The organism is Flavobacterium quisquiliarum (assembly GCF_019308285.1).
Lineage (GTDB): Bacteria > Bacteroidota > Bacteroidia > Flavobacteriales > Flavobacteriaceae > Flavobacterium > Flavobacterium quisquiliarum.
The window spans coordinates 122,518-140,115 of record NZ_WWEM01000009.1; the positions used below are offsets into that span (position 1 = coordinate 122,518).

General features: G+C 33.8%; 12 protein-coding genes. All 12 read left to right on the forward strand.

Features of this window, described 5'->3' with window-relative positions; genetic code table 11:
- The first annotated feature begins 34 nt into the window (after positions 1–34).
- The 12 genes from truA to GSY47_RS02260 all read left to right on the forward strand — a co-directional run bounded on the left by truA (position 35) and on the right by GSY47_RS02260 (position 17,578).
- Positions 35–769 carry a tRNA pseudouridine(38-40) synthase TruA gene (gene truA, locus GSY47_RS02205; protein ID WP_179002877.1) on the forward strand — a complete coding sequence of 245 codons (735 nt, stop codon included), beginning with the start codon at positions 35–37 and terminating at the stop codon, positions 767–769.
- Positions 770–920: 151 nt separating this feature from the next.
- Positions 921–2,675, forward strand: coding sequence for an ABC transporter ATP-binding protein (locus GSY47_RS02210; protein ID WP_179002876.1), 1,755 nt, complete (start codon positions 921–923; stop codon positions 2,673–2,675).
- 16 nt (positions 2,676–2,691) lie between these two features.
- Complete coding sequence (locus tag GSY47_RS02215) at positions 2,692–4,269, forward strand: histidine kinase (protein ID WP_179002875.1); 1,578 nt, start codon at positions 2,692–2,694, stop codon at positions 4,267–4,269.
- A gap of 85 nt (positions 4,270–4,354) precedes the next feature.
- Positions 4,355–6,952: a zinc-dependent metalloprotease gene (locus GSY47_RS02220; protein ID WP_179002874.1), complete on the forward strand. Its 2,598-nt coding sequence runs from the start codon at positions 4,355–4,357 to the stop codon at positions 6,950–6,952.
- A 16-nt stretch (positions 6,953–6,968) separates the two neighbouring features.
- Positions 6,969–10,307 carry a SusC/RagA family TonB-linked outer membrane protein gene (locus tag GSY47_RS02225; protein ID WP_179002873.1) on the forward strand — a complete coding sequence of 1,113 codons (3,339 nt, stop codon included), beginning with the start codon at positions 6,969–6,971 and terminating at the stop codon, positions 10,305–10,307.
- A gap of 12 nt (positions 10,308–10,319) precedes the next feature.
- Positions 10,320–11,639 carry a RagB/SusD family nutrient uptake outer membrane protein gene (locus GSY47_RS02230; protein ID WP_179002872.1) on the forward strand — a complete coding sequence of 440 codons (1,320 nt, stop codon included), beginning with the start codon at positions 10,320–10,322 and terminating at the stop codon, positions 11,637–11,639.
- Positions 11,640–11,754: 115 nt separating this feature from the next.
- Positions 11,755–12,519: a LytR/AlgR family response regulator transcription factor gene (locus GSY47_RS02235; protein WP_179002871.1), complete on the forward strand. Its 765-nt coding sequence runs from the start codon at positions 11,755–11,757 to the stop codon at positions 12,517–12,519.
- Between the two features lie 224 nt (positions 12,520–12,743).
- On the forward strand, positions 12,744–13,328 hold the full coding sequence (locus GSY47_RS02240; protein WP_109194317.1) for an NUMOD4 domain-containing protein: 585 nt from the start codon (positions 12,744–12,746) through the stop codon (positions 13,326–13,328).
- 470 nt (positions 13,329–13,798) lie between these two features.
- Complete coding sequence (lpdA, locus tag GSY47_RS02245) at positions 13,799–15,187, forward strand: dihydrolipoyl dehydrogenase (RefSeq protein ID WP_219071086.1); 1,389 nt, start codon at positions 13,799–13,801, stop codon at positions 15,185–15,187.
- Between the two features lie 236 nt (positions 15,188–15,423).
- A complete protein-coding gene (locus GSY47_RS02250; RefSeq protein WP_179002869.1) occupies positions 15,424–16,377 on the forward strand; it encodes an SPFH domain-containing protein in 954 nt (317 codons plus the stop codon).
- The gene (locus GSY47_RS02255) at positions 16,377–16,619 is read left to right on the forward strand and encodes a hypothetical protein (RefSeq protein WP_179002868.1); all 243 of its coding nucleotides are present in this window, start codon (positions 16,377–16,379) and stop codon (positions 16,617–16,619) included. Before GSY47_RS02250 ends, GSY47_RS02255 begins: the two co-directional genes overlap by 1 nt.
- An 11-nt stretch (positions 16,620–16,630) precedes the next feature.
- Complete coding sequence (locus tag GSY47_RS02260) at positions 16,631–17,578, forward strand: hypothetical protein (protein WP_179002867.1); 948 nt, start codon at positions 16,631–16,633, stop codon at positions 17,576–17,578.
- Positions 17,579–17,598: the final 20 nt, after the last annotated feature.

Sequence of the window (17,598 nt, forward strand, 5' to 3'; positions counted from 1 at the left end):
TACCTTTGCCACTCTGAACCTTTTAACCTCTAAAGTGAGATATTTTATTCAATTTGCTTATAACGGAACACATTATCATGGCTGGCAGATACAGCCAAACGCCTCTTCTGTTCAGGAAACTTTAAATAAAGCTTTTTCGGTTTTATTGAATGAACCTATAAGTATTATGGGTGCAGGAAGAACAGATACCGGCGTACATGCTACTGAAATGTTTGGGCATTTTGATACTGAAAAAACTTTGGATATCCCTGTTTTGGTTCATAAGCTGAATTCTTTTTTGCCAAAAGATATTGCCATTTTTGACATTATTCTGGTTCACGATGATGCGCATTGTCGATTTGATGCTACCAAACGAACGTATGAATATCATATCAATACGATTAAGAATCCGTTTTTGCAGGAATTGAGCTGGTATGTCAATCAGAAATTGGATGTGGATTTTATGAATGAAGCTGCGCAGTTATTACTAAAGTATACGGATTTTCAGTGTTTTTCGAAAACCAATACGGATGTCAATACATTTGACTGCACGATTTTTGAGGCATTTTGGAAACAGGAAGAAGGAAAACTGATTTTTACGATTTCGGCCAATAGGTTTTTGAGGAATATGGTTCGGGCCATTGTGGGAACTTTGATTAATATCGGTTTACACAAAATTAAACTGGAGGATTTAGAAAACATTATTGCCAGCAAAAGCAGAGAAAAAGCGGGATTTTCGGTTCCGGCACATGGTTTATATTTAACCAATATTTATTACGATTACATTTAATAGCCCTGATTGAAGTGAAAAGCTTTTTTGAAAAAAATATTGTTTTTGTAATTTTTATGGAGCGACCAACGGAAGCTTTATAAAAATAATACAAAAACCTATTTTTGAGAAAAACTTGAAACGGAAAGCAGGAAACAGCTCCTAAAAATAAATGAAAGCAAAAGCATTCGACACAGGATTATTTAAACGAATTTTAAAATATACAAGGCCTTATAAATGGCGTTACTACGGCGTAATTATTTTTGCCGTTTCGCTTTCTATTTTTGCCGCACTTCGTCCCTATTTACTGAAAGAAACGGTTGATGGTTATATTAAAACTCACGACAAAATGGGATTATTAATGTACATCATTTTAATGGGCGTGGTTTTACTGATGGAGGTTTTCTCTCAATTTTACTTTGTATACTGGGCCAACTGGCTTGGACAGGATATTGTAAAAGATATTCGAACAAAACTTTTTAAGCACATTCTGAGTTTCAGAATGAAATATTTTGATTTGGTTCCGGTTGGACAGTTGGTTACGCGAGCTGTTTCGGATATTGAATCGATTGCACGTATTTTCAGTCAGGGATTGTTTATGATTATAAGCGATTTGATGAAAATGGTGGTCGTTTTGATTTTTATGTTTTATATGAACTGGAAACTGACCTGGATTGTAATCGTTGCGATGCCTATTTTGGTTTACATTACCCGAATTTTCCAACGTAAAATGCAGGTCGCTTTTGAGGAAGTAAGAACGCAGATTGCCAATATGAACTCTTTTGTTCAGGAACGTGTAACGGGAATGAAAATCGTACAGCTTTTTAACCGTGAAAAAATCGAAGCTGAAAATTTTAAAGACATCAACAACAAACATAGAGTGGCTTGGATTAAAACGATTTTGTACAATTCTATTTTCTTCCCAATTGCCGATATTATTTCGTCTATTACTTTAGGTTTGGTTGTGGTTTATGGCGGTTTCCGAATTTTGAACGGAGATCATTTTACGACTTTTGGAGATTTGTTTTCTTATACGATGTTTATCGGAATGTTATTTAATCCGCTGAGACAAATTGCAGATAAATTTAACGAGATGCAGTTGGGAATGATTGCAGCCAATCGTGTTTTTGATATTATCGACACACAAGATCATATTCAGGATACAGGTAAAATTGAAGCGCCAGTTTTTAACGGAAGTATCGAATTTAAGCAAGTTCGTTTTAGTTACATTCCCGAAGAAGAAGTAATCAAAGGAATCGATTTATCGGTTTCGGCTGGGCAGACTGTTGCAATTGTAGGTTCTACAGGTGCCGGAAAATCTACGATTATTAATCTGCTAAATCGTTTTTATGAAATCAACAGCGGAACGATTTGTATTGACGGCGAAAATATCGAAAACTATACTTTAGCCTCTCTTAGAAAACAAATCGCTGTGGTTTTACAAGATGTATTTTTGTTTGCAGATACGATTTACAATAATATTACTTTGCACAATCCAGAAATTACCCGAGACATGGTAATTGATGCAGCAAAGAAAATTGGTGTTCATGATTTTATTATGAACCTGCCAAACAATTACGATTTTGATGTAAAAGAGCGTGGTGTTATGTTATCATCCGGACAACGTCAGCTGATTGCCTTTTTACGTTCGTATGTAAGTAATCCGAGTATTTTGATTTTGGATGAGGCTACTTCTTCTATTGATACCTATTCAGAAGAAATGATTCAGCGTGCAACGGAAACGATTACAAAAGGAAGAACTTCTATTATTATAGCACATAGATTAGCAACAATTGTAAATGCAGATAAAATTGTGGTGATGGATAAGGGATTGATTGTTGAACAGGGAACGCATCAGGAGTTATTAACTAAAACTGATGGTTACTATAAAAATTTATATGACTCTCAGTTTGCTGTGGCAAACTAAGTCATAATGGTATTCTTTGAAATTTAGATTAAAAAATATTACTTCAAGACGTGCTTTTTTAATATACGTTATTGTCTCGATTCTGGTTACGGTTACATCGGTTTACATTTTGAGTAATCTGATTACGGATCTGACTGAAAAAGCGAACGATGATCTGGCGACGCGTAACTTCTTTAAAAAGCAGGAATTCATGTCCGAAGAGCTTACGAAGTTTTGGGAGCAGGAAAAAAGAATCGAACATGTTTTAAAAATTAGTAGTTCGGCAAATCTTGACAATAATTTGCAACTTTTGTCTTCGCTTCAGGCAAATAATAAATTGGTTGTAAACAATTGGTTTCAGATTAATGAAAACGCTATTCATTTTGGAAACAATACTATTTCGGACGAAATTAAAAATGATGTAAAATCATTTCTTCTTCAAAATAAAAATGCCAAACATCTCAGTGTTGTTATTCCGCAAGGAAACGAATGGGTTTGGCGCATTTATTTCAAATTAGTTTCAGAAAATAATACGACTATAAAATACGGTTATGATATCAATCTGAGATTACTTCATAGTTATATTTCTAAAATAGACAAAACCAAAACGGCTACCAATTACGCTTTTGTTTTTGATAAAAACGGAACCTGCGTTTACCATCCCGAAATTGCTTTTCTTGGAAAGAATATTTTTAAAATCTCAGGTTTCAATCCTTCTGATACTATTTACAGCAAAAAACAAGATTTCGCTAAAAGAACAACGTTATCTGAATTTTTGAAAGTTGATGTTATTCGTTTTACCAAAAAACTGGATATCAAACATTCCAACTGGTTTGTGTGTGTTAACGTTCCGAAAATGGTTTCGGATGAAAATGTGGCTTTGATTAAAAAGTACTCGACCTGGATTTATTCGATTACGACAGTAATGCTTCTTTTGATTTTTTATCTTTTCTCTTATGCCAACAGACGTGCTTACAGAGAAAAAGGAATTGTGATTAAAGAGAAAAACAAACTTCTGGTAGAGAATGAAAAAATCATCAAAGAAAAAGCTCTTATTCAGTTACAGCAATTAAAGGAGCAGATTAATCCGCATTTCCTGTTCAATTCGCTCAATTCACTTTATATGTTAATTGGAAGTGATATTAAAACAGCACAAAAATTTACGCTGAATTTATCCCGTATTTATCGTTATTTAATTGATCCGCCAGAAAAGAACATTGTTCTTTTAAAGGATGAATTACTATTTATTGAAAAATATATCTTTTTACAGCAGACTCGTTTTAAGGAAGAATTATTCTTTTCGATAGAAATCGAAGACGAATCGGCATTAAACAAACAGATCCCCTATCTTGCTTTTCAGGTTATAGTCGAAAATGCTATTAAGCATAACACCGCTACCCAAGAAAATCCACTTACTACAAAAATCCTGATTAAAGCAGATCAGGTAATTATCAGCAACAATCTTCAAAAGAAATTGACTGCTGAACCGAGTACCAAATTTGGATTAAATTATCTCCAAAGCATTTACAATTATTATTCAAAAAACGAATTTAAGACATCAGAAAAAGATGGCTATTTTGTTTGTACCCTTCCATTACTATCCATTCACTCCTGAAAAAAATCCATTCACTCCCTTTTTTTTTTTTGCTGCACGAAAATAAAATAGTTTCGGCCAAAAATTAACCTAAACTTAACATCTGATGAAGGAAAAGTCATTCCTGCATAATTTGATAACAATTTGCATACTCCTATTATTATTATCTCCGCTTAGTGTTCAATCTCAAAAAAAGAAGAAAGACAAAAAAGGAGAAACTACTGAAATTAAAAAAGATTCTACCGATTCTAAAAAAGGTAAAAAATACAGTGACCTTGTAAAAAAAGGTACCATTAAAAAAGGACTGTTCAATATTATTCAAGTTAAAACTGATGTTTATTTTGAAATTCAGGACAGTTTATTCAAAAGAGAATTTCTAGTTGTAAACAAATTATCTCAAGTCCCTTTACAGGCAAACGAATATGGTGTAAACAAAGGAATGAATTATGAAAACAAGGTAATTAGTTTTTATAAAGATACAATCGCAAAGAAAGTCTGGGTAAAATCATACGTTCCTAAAGTTTCTTCACCAAAAGAAGATGCAATTACCCAATCTGTTCAAAATAATTTCGCCGAATCTATTATTGAAGTTTTTGATATTGAAACGAAAAATAATGACTCGACCGCTGTTGTAATAAAAGTAAATAAGATTTTTGATGGAAAACAGAAAAGTTTCAATGATGTTTTAAGCAATATTGGTTTTGGCGGTTCTGTAAAATCTGAGCTTTCTTATATCGAAGGCGCAAAATCTTTTCCTAAAAATATTGTTGTAAAATCTCAATTGACAACTTCTGTAACCGAAGACGGTCCAGCGTTGTCGGTAACTCTTGGCGTTACAAGTAATATTGTTTTGTTGGATAAAACACCAATGAAACCCCGTTTTTCTGACAAAAGAATTGGTTTTTTTACAGAAAAACACTGGTATTTTACCGATGCACAACAAGCAATGCTTGAAAAAGAATTAATAACACGCTGGCGTCTTGAACCTAAAAAAGAAGATGAAGAGCGTTATTTAAAGGGTGAATTAGTAGAGCCGAAGAAGCCAATCGTTTATTACATCGATCCGTCGACTCCAAGGCAGTGGAGAAAGTACATCATTGATGGTGTGCACGATTGGCAGGCCGCTTTTGAAAAAGCTGGTTTTAAAAATGCTATTATAGCAAAAGAACCTACTGAGCAAGATTTAGATTTTGATATTGACGACGTTCGTTATTCTGTAATTACGTATGCAGCTTCTCCGAAATCAAACGCAATGGGTCCCTCTGTAGTTGACCCAAGAAGTGGTGAAATCATTGAATCCGATATTATTTGGTGGCACAATGTAATGACTTCTCTTCAAAGCTGGATGCGTATTCAAACTGGAGCAATTGATCCAAAAGCACGCGGCAATATATTCAGCGATGAACATATGGGAGAAGCTATTCGTTTCGTTTCGTCTCATGAAGTAGGCCATACTTTTGGTCTAAAACATAATATGGGTTCTTCTTTTGCTTATGATGTAGAATCGCTACGTTCAAAAGAATTCACAGCAAAAATGGGCGGCACTGCTCCATCTATCATGGATTATGCGCGTTACAACTATGTAGCACAACCAGAAGATAATGTAACTGTAATTACGCCAAAAATTGGAGAATACGATAAATATGCTATCGAATGGGGATACAGATGGTACGGGCCAAATGATAATGAGACTTTAAAACTAAATACTTTAATCGCTAGACACCAAGATGATCCAATTTATTTTTACGGTGAACAGCAGGAAAATATAATTGATCCGCGCTCGCAGTCAGAAGATTTAGGAAATGATGCTGTTAAGGCAAGCGAATACGGCTTAAAAAATTTAAAACGTGTTGTCGATAATATCTTAAACTGGACATACGATAAAGATCAGTCGTATTATGAAACTGGAAAATTATACATCGGAACTATTGGGCAATGGCAAATGTACAATCGTCACGTGATGAACAATATTGGCGGCGTTTATTTAAATGTAACCGTTCATGGCGACAACAAACAAAGTTATATTCCTGTTCCAGCTGCAATGCAAAAAAGAGCGGCAGATTATTTAGCTAAAAATGTAATTACAATTCCGCAATGGTTGTTTTTTAATGACATTTTAGACAAAACCAATCCGTTGAAAGATTCTCCTCTTGGGCCTTTCGAATATACGCCTTATACACTTTCAAGAGAATTGCAGTACGGTGTTATGTATGATTTATTCAGCGATGATCGTTTGCTTCGAATGACCGAAAACGAATTGTATCAACGTAATAAAACCAAAGACCCTGTTTTTACCGTAAATGACTTGTTTAAAAAAATGCATCAAAGTGTTTTTGCTGGAACAATTCAGAATAAATCTTTAAGCATTTTAGAAAGAATGACACAAAAGAATTACGTAGATGTTTTGATTGTTTCAACAAATAAAATATTTGAAAAAACAGATCCTAAAAAATTACTGGATATTCAGCAGACTTTAAATATGCCTCATTTGTGCAGTTATTTAGATAATGCCCATATGGCGAGAAACATTAATCAATCTTCTTTAAAAAGAGTTACTGAAGTGACTTCTGATAAAAAAGGAGAATTAAATAAAATCCTTCAATTATTAAAAACTAAAAAAAGTACAGGAGACCAATCTACCCAAAACCATTACCGCGATTTGATACAACGAATCGAAAAAGCTCTAAATAATACAACCTTTTAATACACAACCCAAAAACATGACAAAAATTTTACAAGCCTTACTGCTGTTCCTCGCCATTGCAGGATACTCGCAGGAAACCCGAACTATTACGGGAATCATTCAGGACGCGACAGATTCTTCACCAATTCCGGGTGCATCAATCTTTGTTGAGAATAATTCTATTTCAAACAAAACTGCTATGGCAGGTATTATTCATAGTGAAGCAATCGGAACTACTTCAGATTTTGATGGTAAATTCACCTTGAAAGTGGCAAAAAATGTAACCGCTTTGAGAGTTACTTTCATGGGATACAAATCGTATACTTTGGAATTAGACGGTCAAAAAAATTATACGATTAACTTAACGTCTGAAACAGCAAAACTTCAGGAAGTTGTAGTTACAGGTTATCAAAAAATCGAGAAAAGAAAAGTTACTGGAGCAATTGCAAAAGTAGAAATGGCTGCCATTCAACAAGCCGGAGTTGCTAGTATTGACCAAATGTTATTAGGTCAAGTAGCAGGGGTTGCCGTTACTACTCCATCCGGAGCACCTGGAGCACCAGCTAAAATTAGAATTAGAGGTACTGCTTCTCTTAATGGTTCTCAGGATCCTCTTTGGGTTCTTGACGGATTACCATTAGAAAGTGAGGACGTACCTAAAAACTACGATAAGGACAATATCGATTTATTAGCTAATTACTCTATCGCAGGATTAAATCCTGATGATATTAAGGATATTACTATTTTAAAAGATGCTGCAGCAACTTCTATTTATGGTGCACGTGCTGCAAATGGAGTTATTGTAATTACTACTAAAAAAGGAAAAAGTGGTAAAATGGTAATTAACGTTAACACTAATACTTTTATCAATCTTAAACCTGATTTTGATAAATTAAACTTGATGAATGCTAACCAAAAAGTTGATTTTGAACTTGGTTTGGCTAGTCGTTCAGATTTAACATACAGAGATACCAATGGTGAAGTCGCTCGTATTTTAAACGGAGCGAATGAATTAAATACTTTCAGAAATGGCGGATTCTCTTCTTTGAGTCCAACTACTCAAAACGCCATCAATGCTTTAAGAAATAATAATTTTAACTGGGGGAACTTAATTTACCAAAATGCAATCAATACACAGCATGGTTTAAGTATGTCTGGCGGAGGTGAAAAATCAGACTACTATTTTTCTGCTGGCTTTTATGATGAGCAAGGAACTACTATTGGAACTGGCTTTAAACGTTACAATTTAACTTTGAAAAATAACTACGAAGTATCAGACAGATTTAAAGTTGGCGTTGGACTTTTTGGCTCAGAGTCTATAAAAAACTCTTACGTTACAGATGTAAGTACAAATACAAATCCCGCTAATTATACAAGAAATGTAAATCCGTACCTGACACCTTATAATGCTGACGGAAGTTATAATTATGACCAGGATATCACAGGATATTCTGATCGTTACATTCCATTTAATATTTTAGAAGAAAGAGCAAATACTTCATACGACCTAAAAGCAAGAGCCATAAAAGCTATTTTAGATGCTGAATATAAAATTACAGATCATTTAAAAGCGAATAGCCAGCTTGGTCTTCAATTAGACAATAATTCTTCTGAGAAATTCGCCGGTCAAAACAGTTATTATACAAGAAGATATAGAGAAAAATCACGCTATTTTTCTAATGGTAGTTTTAATTACTTCCTTCCAAATGGTGGTGTAATTGAAAATTCTAATAAAGACTTTTTTCAATACAATTTAAAGACAACCCTTAATTACTCGAACACTTTTGCTGATAAACATGAGGTTGAAATTATGGCTGGTAATGAAATAAGAAGAAATTACCAAACTGCTATTTTTACAAAAGGATTCGGTTTTGATGAAAACAACTTAACAACACAGCAAATTGTTTTCCCTAATGCTGACATGGCAAACAACTCTGAATACAGAACGTACCGCAAAGAACAAAATGAAAATGCATTTGCTTCTTTCTTTGCAACGGCTTCTTATACCTACAACAGAAAATATACTGTTTTTGGAAGTGCCAGATATGATGGTTCAGATTTATTTGGTGTAGATCCAAAATACAAATATTTACCGCTTTGGTCTGGTTCTGCAGCCTGGTTGGTTTCTCAGGAAAACTTCTTAAGAGACAGCAACGTTATTTCTAACTTAAGACTACGTGGTTCTTATGGTTTACAAGGAAATATCGACAAAAATACATCTCCATTTGTTGTAGGAGAAAACAAAACTACAACTATTCTTCCGGGACAGACAGAACCTACAATTGTAGTAGTTAGCCCTCCGAACGAAAAATTACGTTGGGAAAAAACCACGAATACAAACTTTGGTGCAGACCTTGGATTGTTTCACAATCGTATCAGTATTATTGCTGATGTTTATGGAAGAAAAAGTACCGATTTATTAGGTAACAGAGCATTACCATTAGAAAATGGTTTCGAATTTACAAACATGAACTGGGCTCAGGTAACCAATAAAGGTTTTGAACTTTCTATCGCTACAAAAAATATTGATCGCCCAAATTTCAAATGGACGACCAACTTTAACCTTGCACAAAACAAGAGTAATGTTGACCGTATAGAAGTTCGTGATACTGATTATATGCCAAGCAGAGAGGGACGTCCTGTAAATGCAATTTTCGGATTTAAAACAAATGGAATCGATGAAAACGGAAATCCATTATTCGTAAACAAAAAAGGAGAAACAGTAAACAGCCAGACTTTCTTTGGATTGTATGATGTTTTAGCAGATATATTCCCAGGAGAGTTTTCTCAATCTAACTTATCGGCAGCAGAATTTAGAGATTTATTTACTTATTTAGGAGACAGCGATCCTAAATTTACAGGAGGTCTTACCAATACTTTCAAAGTGGGTAATTTTGATCTAGCAGTTGTGGCTTCGTTTACTTTAGACCAAACTATGGTAGAAACTCCTCCTTATTACGGAGCTGAATTAGACAGAGGACTAAATTATTCTACTAGAATTTTAAATGCCTGGTCACCAACCAATACATCTTCAAACTTGCCTGGTATTACAAGTCAGACTTCCGGAACAGGAGATTCATGGATGGCTTACCAATGGTATTCAGGAGGAAATCAAATTAAAACAATGAATTATCTGGATACCTGGGTTCATAAAATGAGTTATATGAGATTGAACAGTATGCGTTTAGGATATACTTTACCTAAAGCATTTACAGATCACATTAACATTCAAAGCATTAGACTGAATGTTGAAGCAAGAAACTTATTTGTAATCAGTTCTGATTTCAAAGGTTATTTTGATCCTGAAACTTACGGAAATATTTATGCTCAACCAGTTCCTAAGTCATTTACTTTAGGATGTAATGTTACATTTTAATACTATCAAAAGATGAAAAAATACTCAAAATATATATTGTTTTTTATCGCAGCGCTTACTGTAAGCAGCTGTGATGATTATCTGGATGTAACACCTATTGGTAAAGTAATTCCGGAAACATTACCACAATTTCGCGCCGTTTTAACCACAGGATATTCTGTTTATCCACAACATAAATCATTGACTGAAGTTCGTGCAGACGAGCTTACCATGAATGAGTTTAGTGATGATTTTATCTATTACAGAGATATCTACATTTGGAGAGACAGCAATCCTGACAAGATTACAACCACTTTTCAATATCAGAATTTATATACTGTAATTTTTTACACCAACGTTTTAATCAACGAAGCTTCTAAAAAAATCGAAACTTCTGCAGAAAGAGATCAATTAATTGGAGAAGCTTATGCATTAAGAGCAATGGCTTACTTTGATTTGGTTAATCTTTTCGGAAAACCATATAATGTGGCAACTGCAGCAAGCGACAAAGCAGTTCCGTTAGCATTAGAAATAGATTTAGAACAGGCTTTTATTCCTCAAACCGTTGAAGTAATTTACAATCAGATTATTTCTGACACCAACGAAGCCGAGAAATTACTTAACGTAGCATCTCAGCCAAAAGGATTAAACTACCGTTTTTCTAAAGCTTCATTATATAGTTTAGAAAGCCGTATATACTTGTACCAAAAACAATGGCAAAAATCTCTTGATGCAGCAAACAAAGCATTGGCGATTAATAATAATTTAATTGATTTAAATTCAACAAAAGTTTTAGCGAATAGATATGATAGCGCTGAATCTATTTTAGCTCTTGAAAATACATTTATCAATAGTTTAAAATCGGTTTCATATGCTTCACCAGATTTAATTGCTACTTATAACAGAACAGCAGATTTACGTTTCCCTCTTTACTTTTTAGCAAGCGGAAGCCGTTTCAGAATTCAAAAAGGAGGAGAAGACGCTCAAAAATGTTCTTTTAGATCTTCTGAATTATACCTGACAAAAGCAGAAACTTTATTAGAGTTAAATAATTTGGCAGATGCCAAAACAACTGTTTTAAGTTTTATCGCAAAACGTTACACTCCGGCAGGTCTAAGTGAGCTTACATCTTCTGTAAATGCAATGAGTGCAACTGATTTAGCAACTTTTATTGGTAACGAAAGACGCCGTGAATTTGCTGCTGAAGGACACCGTTGGTTCGACTTGAGAAGAACTTCTCAAAAACAAATCGTTCACACTGTAGATGGTGACGATTATACATTGATACAAAACGATCCGCGTTATACCATTGTTTATCCGGCAAACGCAAGATTAAACAATCCCAATCTATAATACCTATTTGTTTTTTTAAGAAGGTCCAGTTTTTTAAGCTGGGCCTTTTTTTATTGCAAAAACTAATTACTGAATTATCTTTGCAAATAATTAGAGAAAACCAAATGTCTAAAAAATGAAAGTTGCAATCGTCGAAGACGAATATCTAGCTTCTAGTTATCTAAAATCTATTTTAGAGCAGCAGTATATTTTACCAATTAAAGAAATCAGTGTTCTAAAATCGGTAAAAGAAGCTGTTATTTTCTTTAGTGAAAATAAAATTGATTTGGCTTTCATGGACATTCATTTGGGAGATGGAAAAAGTCTTGAAATTTTCGAAAAAACCATTATCGCCTGTCCCGTCGTTTTTATTACGGCTTACGATTCTTATGCCATTTCTGTTTTCAAACATTTTACAATCGATTATCTTTTAAAACCTTTTGAAGAATCAGAACTGTTAGAAGCACTTCATAAATTCAAAAAAATAAAAGACAGTTTTAACAGTGATTCTACGCTTCAATCTCTTGTTGCCATAGAAAATCCCGAAAGCAATAAAATACAGCGCCATTTCTTAGTAAATCATGGTTATAAACTGATTTCTATAAACGAAAGCGAAATCACTTATTTTGCTGCAACAGGAAAACATTTATTTATCTACTTAAAATCAGGAAACAGTTATTTATACAACAGTACAATAACAGATATCATAAACAGTTTAGATTCTTTCCATTTTTTTAAAATAAACAGAAAATATATCGTTCATCGAAACTGCATCAAAGAAGTCGTAAAACATTCTCATCAAAAAGTTGAACTCATTTTGACTGTTTCTTCAGTAGAAAATGATCCTATTTTTATCAGTAAAAAGGAAATCCACAACTTTAAAAACTGGCTGGACCAATAAATTAATCATTATTTAGCCATAAATTGACGTTAATTTCAAAATTAAAAAACTGAAGATTTGATAATTTGTGAATTAAAATCCGACTAAAAACTGTCAAAAACATTTTAAAACGTTAAATTAGCGTTATAGAAATCATAAAATTGCCATTTCACTATCAATGAGATAGCAAAAATTTTTCGTTTATTCTTTATCTTTGAGAGTATAGAAATCAAATGTAAAAGAATATGCCACACAATCGATTTTATCCGGATGAACAATTCAAAGAAATAGAAATAAACGCCTCATTACAACTTAAATATGCAATTTCAAACAGAGGAAGATTAATAAGCTTTACTGACGAAATTGAAAACGGCCGCATCTTAAAAGGCGGTTTAAGCGACGGATATCCAACTTTCCGTTTTAAAGTTAAAAAAGATGATAAAATCGTCAACAAATATCTTTTCTTATATAAGTTAGTTGCCCAATATTTTATTCCGAAGGAGTCCGAAGATCAAACTTATGTATTGCACTTAGATTACAATCGAAGCAATGATGATGTAAAAAACCTTCGCTGGGCAACCAAACAGGAAATGATGGCGCACAGCCGTAAAAGTCCACGTGTAATTCAGGCCAAAAAGAACCTGATTGAACACAACCTAAAAGCCGACGGACGAAAACTAACGACCACTAAAGTTATGTTAATCAAAAAGATACTAGCAAGACCAGAACAAAAAACACGTCTTAAAATGATTGCTAAACAATTCGGTGTAAGCGAAATGCAGATCAGAAGAATTGCCAGCGGTGAAAACTGGGGACACGTTAAGGTTTAAAATGTTTACAGTTTATAGTTTTTGGTTTATAGTTTTTGGTTTATAGTTAAATACGCTTAACCTTTAACCTATAACGCTTAACTTATATTTAGCCACAGATTATTTGGATTAAAAGGATTTTTAAAAAATCTGTGTTAATCTTTATAATCTGTGGCTTATTTTTTTTTTAATTAAAAGCACTTCTCTCTATTCACTAAAGACTAAGAACTAAGAACTAAGAACTAAGGACTAATTACTAAGAACTAATCACTAAATCACAAAAATCAATTCATAATTCATAATTTACAATTCACAATTCCTTCAGTTTCTGTGAAAAGGTCAAAATCTCTGACTTTAAAAACAAATTTTCGGGCGTTCATTTAAAATAAATCCTTAAATTCGCAAGCACAAATAACAAAAGAATAAATCGAAAGATGAGTTTCGGAATTGTAGAATTCATTTTTCGATAGTTAATACTAAAAGCAAAAAAAATGAAATACGACGTTATTGTTTTAGGAAGTGGTCCTGGCGGATATGTAACAGCAATTAGAGCTTCACAATTAGGCTTCAAAGTAGCTGTAGTTGAAAAAGAAAACCTTGGTGGTGTATGTTTAAACTGGGGATGTATCCCAACAAAAGCATTATTGAAATCAGCTCAGGTTTTTGATTATTTAAAACACGCTTCTGACTACGGATTAAAAGTTTCTGAATTCGATAAAGATTTCCCTGCTGTTGTTCAACGCAGCCGTGGTGTTGCGGAAGGAATGAGCAAAGGAGTTCAATTCTTAATGAAAAAAAATAAAATTGACGTTATCGAAGGTTTTGGAAAACTAAAACCAGGAAAAAAACTTGACGTTACAGATAAAGACAATAAAGTTACAGAATATAGCGCTGATCACATTATCATCGCAACTGGTGCTCGTTCTCGTGAGTTGCCAAACTTACCTCAAGATGGTGTAAAAGTAATTGGATACCGTCAGGCAATGACTTTGCCAACACAACCAAAATCTATGATTATTGTTGGTTCTGGAGCAATTGGAGTGGAGTTCGCTCACTTCTACAACTCAATGGGAACAGATGTTACTATCGTGGAATTTATGCCAAATGTAGTTCCTGTAGAAGACGAAGATATCTCAAAACAATTTGAGCGTTCTTTGAAAAAATCTGGAATTAAAGTAATGACTAATTCTTCTGTTGAGCGTATCGACACAACAGGTGCAGGAGTTAAAGCTTTCGTTAAAACAGCAAAAGGAGAAGAAGTTTTAGAAGCTGACATCGTACTTTCGGCAGTTGGAATCAAAACAAACATTGAAAACATCGGATTAGAAGAAGTGGGTATCGCTGTTGACAGAGATAAAATCTTAGTAAACGCTTACAACGCAACTAATATTCCAGGATACTATGCAATTGGAGACGTTACTCCAGGTCAGGCTTTAGCTCACGTAGCTTCTGCTGAAGGAATCAACTGTGTAGAAAAAATTAAAGGTCTTCACGTAGACCCAATCGATTATGGAAACGTTCCTGGTTGTACTTATGCAACTCCAGAAATCGCTTCTGTAGGTTTAACAGAAAAACAAGCAAAAGAAAAAGGTTACGAATTGAAAATTGGTAAATTCCCATTCTCAGCTTCTGGAAAAGCTAAAGCTGCCGGAAATGCTGACGGATTCGTAAAAGTAATTTTCGATGCTAAATACGGAGAATGGTTAGGATGCCACATGATTGGTGCTGGTGTTACAGATATGATTGCTGAAGCAGTTGTAGCTCGTAAACTAGAAACTACAGGTCACGAAATCCTTAAATCGATCCACCCTCACCCAACAATGAGCGAGGCTGTTATGGAAGCTGTTGCTGATGCTTACGGCGAAGTAATTCACTTGTAAAAATATACCGTTTTACGGTTGTATATAATTTTTCAATTTATAAAATCCGATTTGTGAAAACAGATCGGATTTTTTTGTTTTCATAGTTTTTTGTCAACATCAAATCATTTTACAAATCACTTCTCACATATTACACAAAAAACAACACCAAACAAAAATTTGTTTAAAACTTTACGTAAGAAAATTTTGTCATCGTTTCTAATTCCTTATTTTTATTCTCTATAAATAAGAAAGTAATGAAACTACCTTTTATAGAAATAATCGAAGCCACGACAAGCGACCCTAATTTATTAATGTGGAAGTATTTTGATGAAGACAAAGAAATAAAAAACGGCGCAAAATTAACGGTACGCGAAAGCCAGCAGGCCATGCTCTTAAACGAAGGACAACTTGCCGATGTATTCTCTCCCGGACTTCATACTTTATCTACAGAAAATATTCCTATTCTAAGTAAACTAAAAGGCTGGAAATACGGCTTCGAAAGTCCGTTTAAGGCTGATGTTTACTTTTTCAATACACATCAATTTATCAATAACAAATGGGGTACTCCTGCTCCTATTTTGATGAATGATCCGCAATTTGGACAAATTCGAATTCGAGCTTTTGGAAGTTTTGATCTTAAAATTGCTGATGTTCCTAAATTCTTCCGCCAATATGCCGGAACGTACAAACAGCTGACCATTTTTGAACTTCAAAGCCAATTAAGGGATTTTGTTGCTCCAAAATTCGGAGAAGTTTTGGCTAACGAAAACATAACCGTTACTGATGTCGCTGGAAATATTACGCAATTAGGAAAAAAAATAGAACCTTATCTAAAACCTTATTTTGAACAATTAGGAATCGAACTGACTCAGTTTGTCATTACAAGCGTAACCTTACCAGAAGAAGTTACGGCACATTACGACAAAATTACCAACATGAACATGGTAACCGATATAGACAAGTTTACCAAATTCAATACCGCAACTGCCATTGGGGATAAAGGAAACGGACTTCATGATGCGACTCAAAATGCAGTAAGCATGGGAATTCTATTCAATCAGTTACAGCAGAATAAAGAAACCCAAAAACAAGAAACTGGAGACGACATTACTTCTAAACTTCAAAAACTAAAATCATTGTTTGATGCAGGTTTAATAGATGAAGACGAATTTAAAACCAAAAAAGCCGAACTCTTAAGTCAATTGTAATGGAAGAAAAGAAAGTAAATTCATTTTTGAACAGACTCAAAGAAAATGCTCAAAAACAGACTAATTACGGAGGTGAGTTTGAAACAACCGAAGCCAAAATGAGTGTCAAAGACTGTCCAAACTGCGGTGCAGGAAGAGCCAAAGAAGATGGCGTAACGCATTGTGCCTACTGTGGATTTGAGTTTTTAAACGTAAAACTTACTGACGGATTATATATTAAAAAAGAAGACAATTCAATTTAAAACAACATAACGTGTTTGGATTATTTAATAAATCAAAAGACAAAAACGAAGGAAGCAAACAATCATATCCAGAATGGTATACGGAACTTCAGGAATCACAGCAAAGATGGTTTTCTTTTTTGGAAAAATTAGAAGCTAAAATGGAAGAATTGGCAACAGCTTCAATTCCGGAATTAAAACAGCTTTTACAAGAAGACGAAGATTTATACAAAAGAACTTTTCATAGAGTTTATTCAGGCGTAAATGGCCAGTTAAATAATATCCGTGAAAGAGCCAGAGATGTTTACGAAGAAAAGGTGAATGATCTTTATTATAACATCAATTCACAGATTTCTGTTTTAGACAAACATCACGATTTACTTTCTGATTTTAGAATTGCATGTTCCGATCGTTACAACGAATTTGATAATAAATATGATTATTGGCGAAAACAAATCGATAAAACACAAGAACGTGATCTTGAAATCGAATATCAGAAAATCTTAAACGAGTTTGAAACCATCAAAGATAAGTTCAGCTGTAAACAATGTGGCGGTCATATTACGATTGAAAAAATCTTTTTAATCGAAACTTATATTTCCTGTCCTTATTGCCAAACACAAAACACTTTTGCACCAAGTACATTGGGAAGAAACCTTCAAAATATTGCCCGAGAATTGGCAGAACAGAGAACAGCTCATTTACATGAAGCTTACGAAGCTGAAAAAGACAAAGAGCGCGACTTGTATCATCAACGTCATGAATTAAGTCTAAGTATTATTCATGAACGTGATAAAAAAGTGCTTAGCGAAGTTCAATCCAAAATGAATGATTTGGAAGAAGAAAGACAATTTGCGATCCAAAATGCTCCAAAATTACGTCAGGTCTATTTGAGGGCAATGTATGATGAATGGAATAAAATCACGCCAGATTTAAAAGAACACAACGAAAAAATGTATCAGAATCAATTGAAATATTAAATTTTATTAACCCTAAAAAT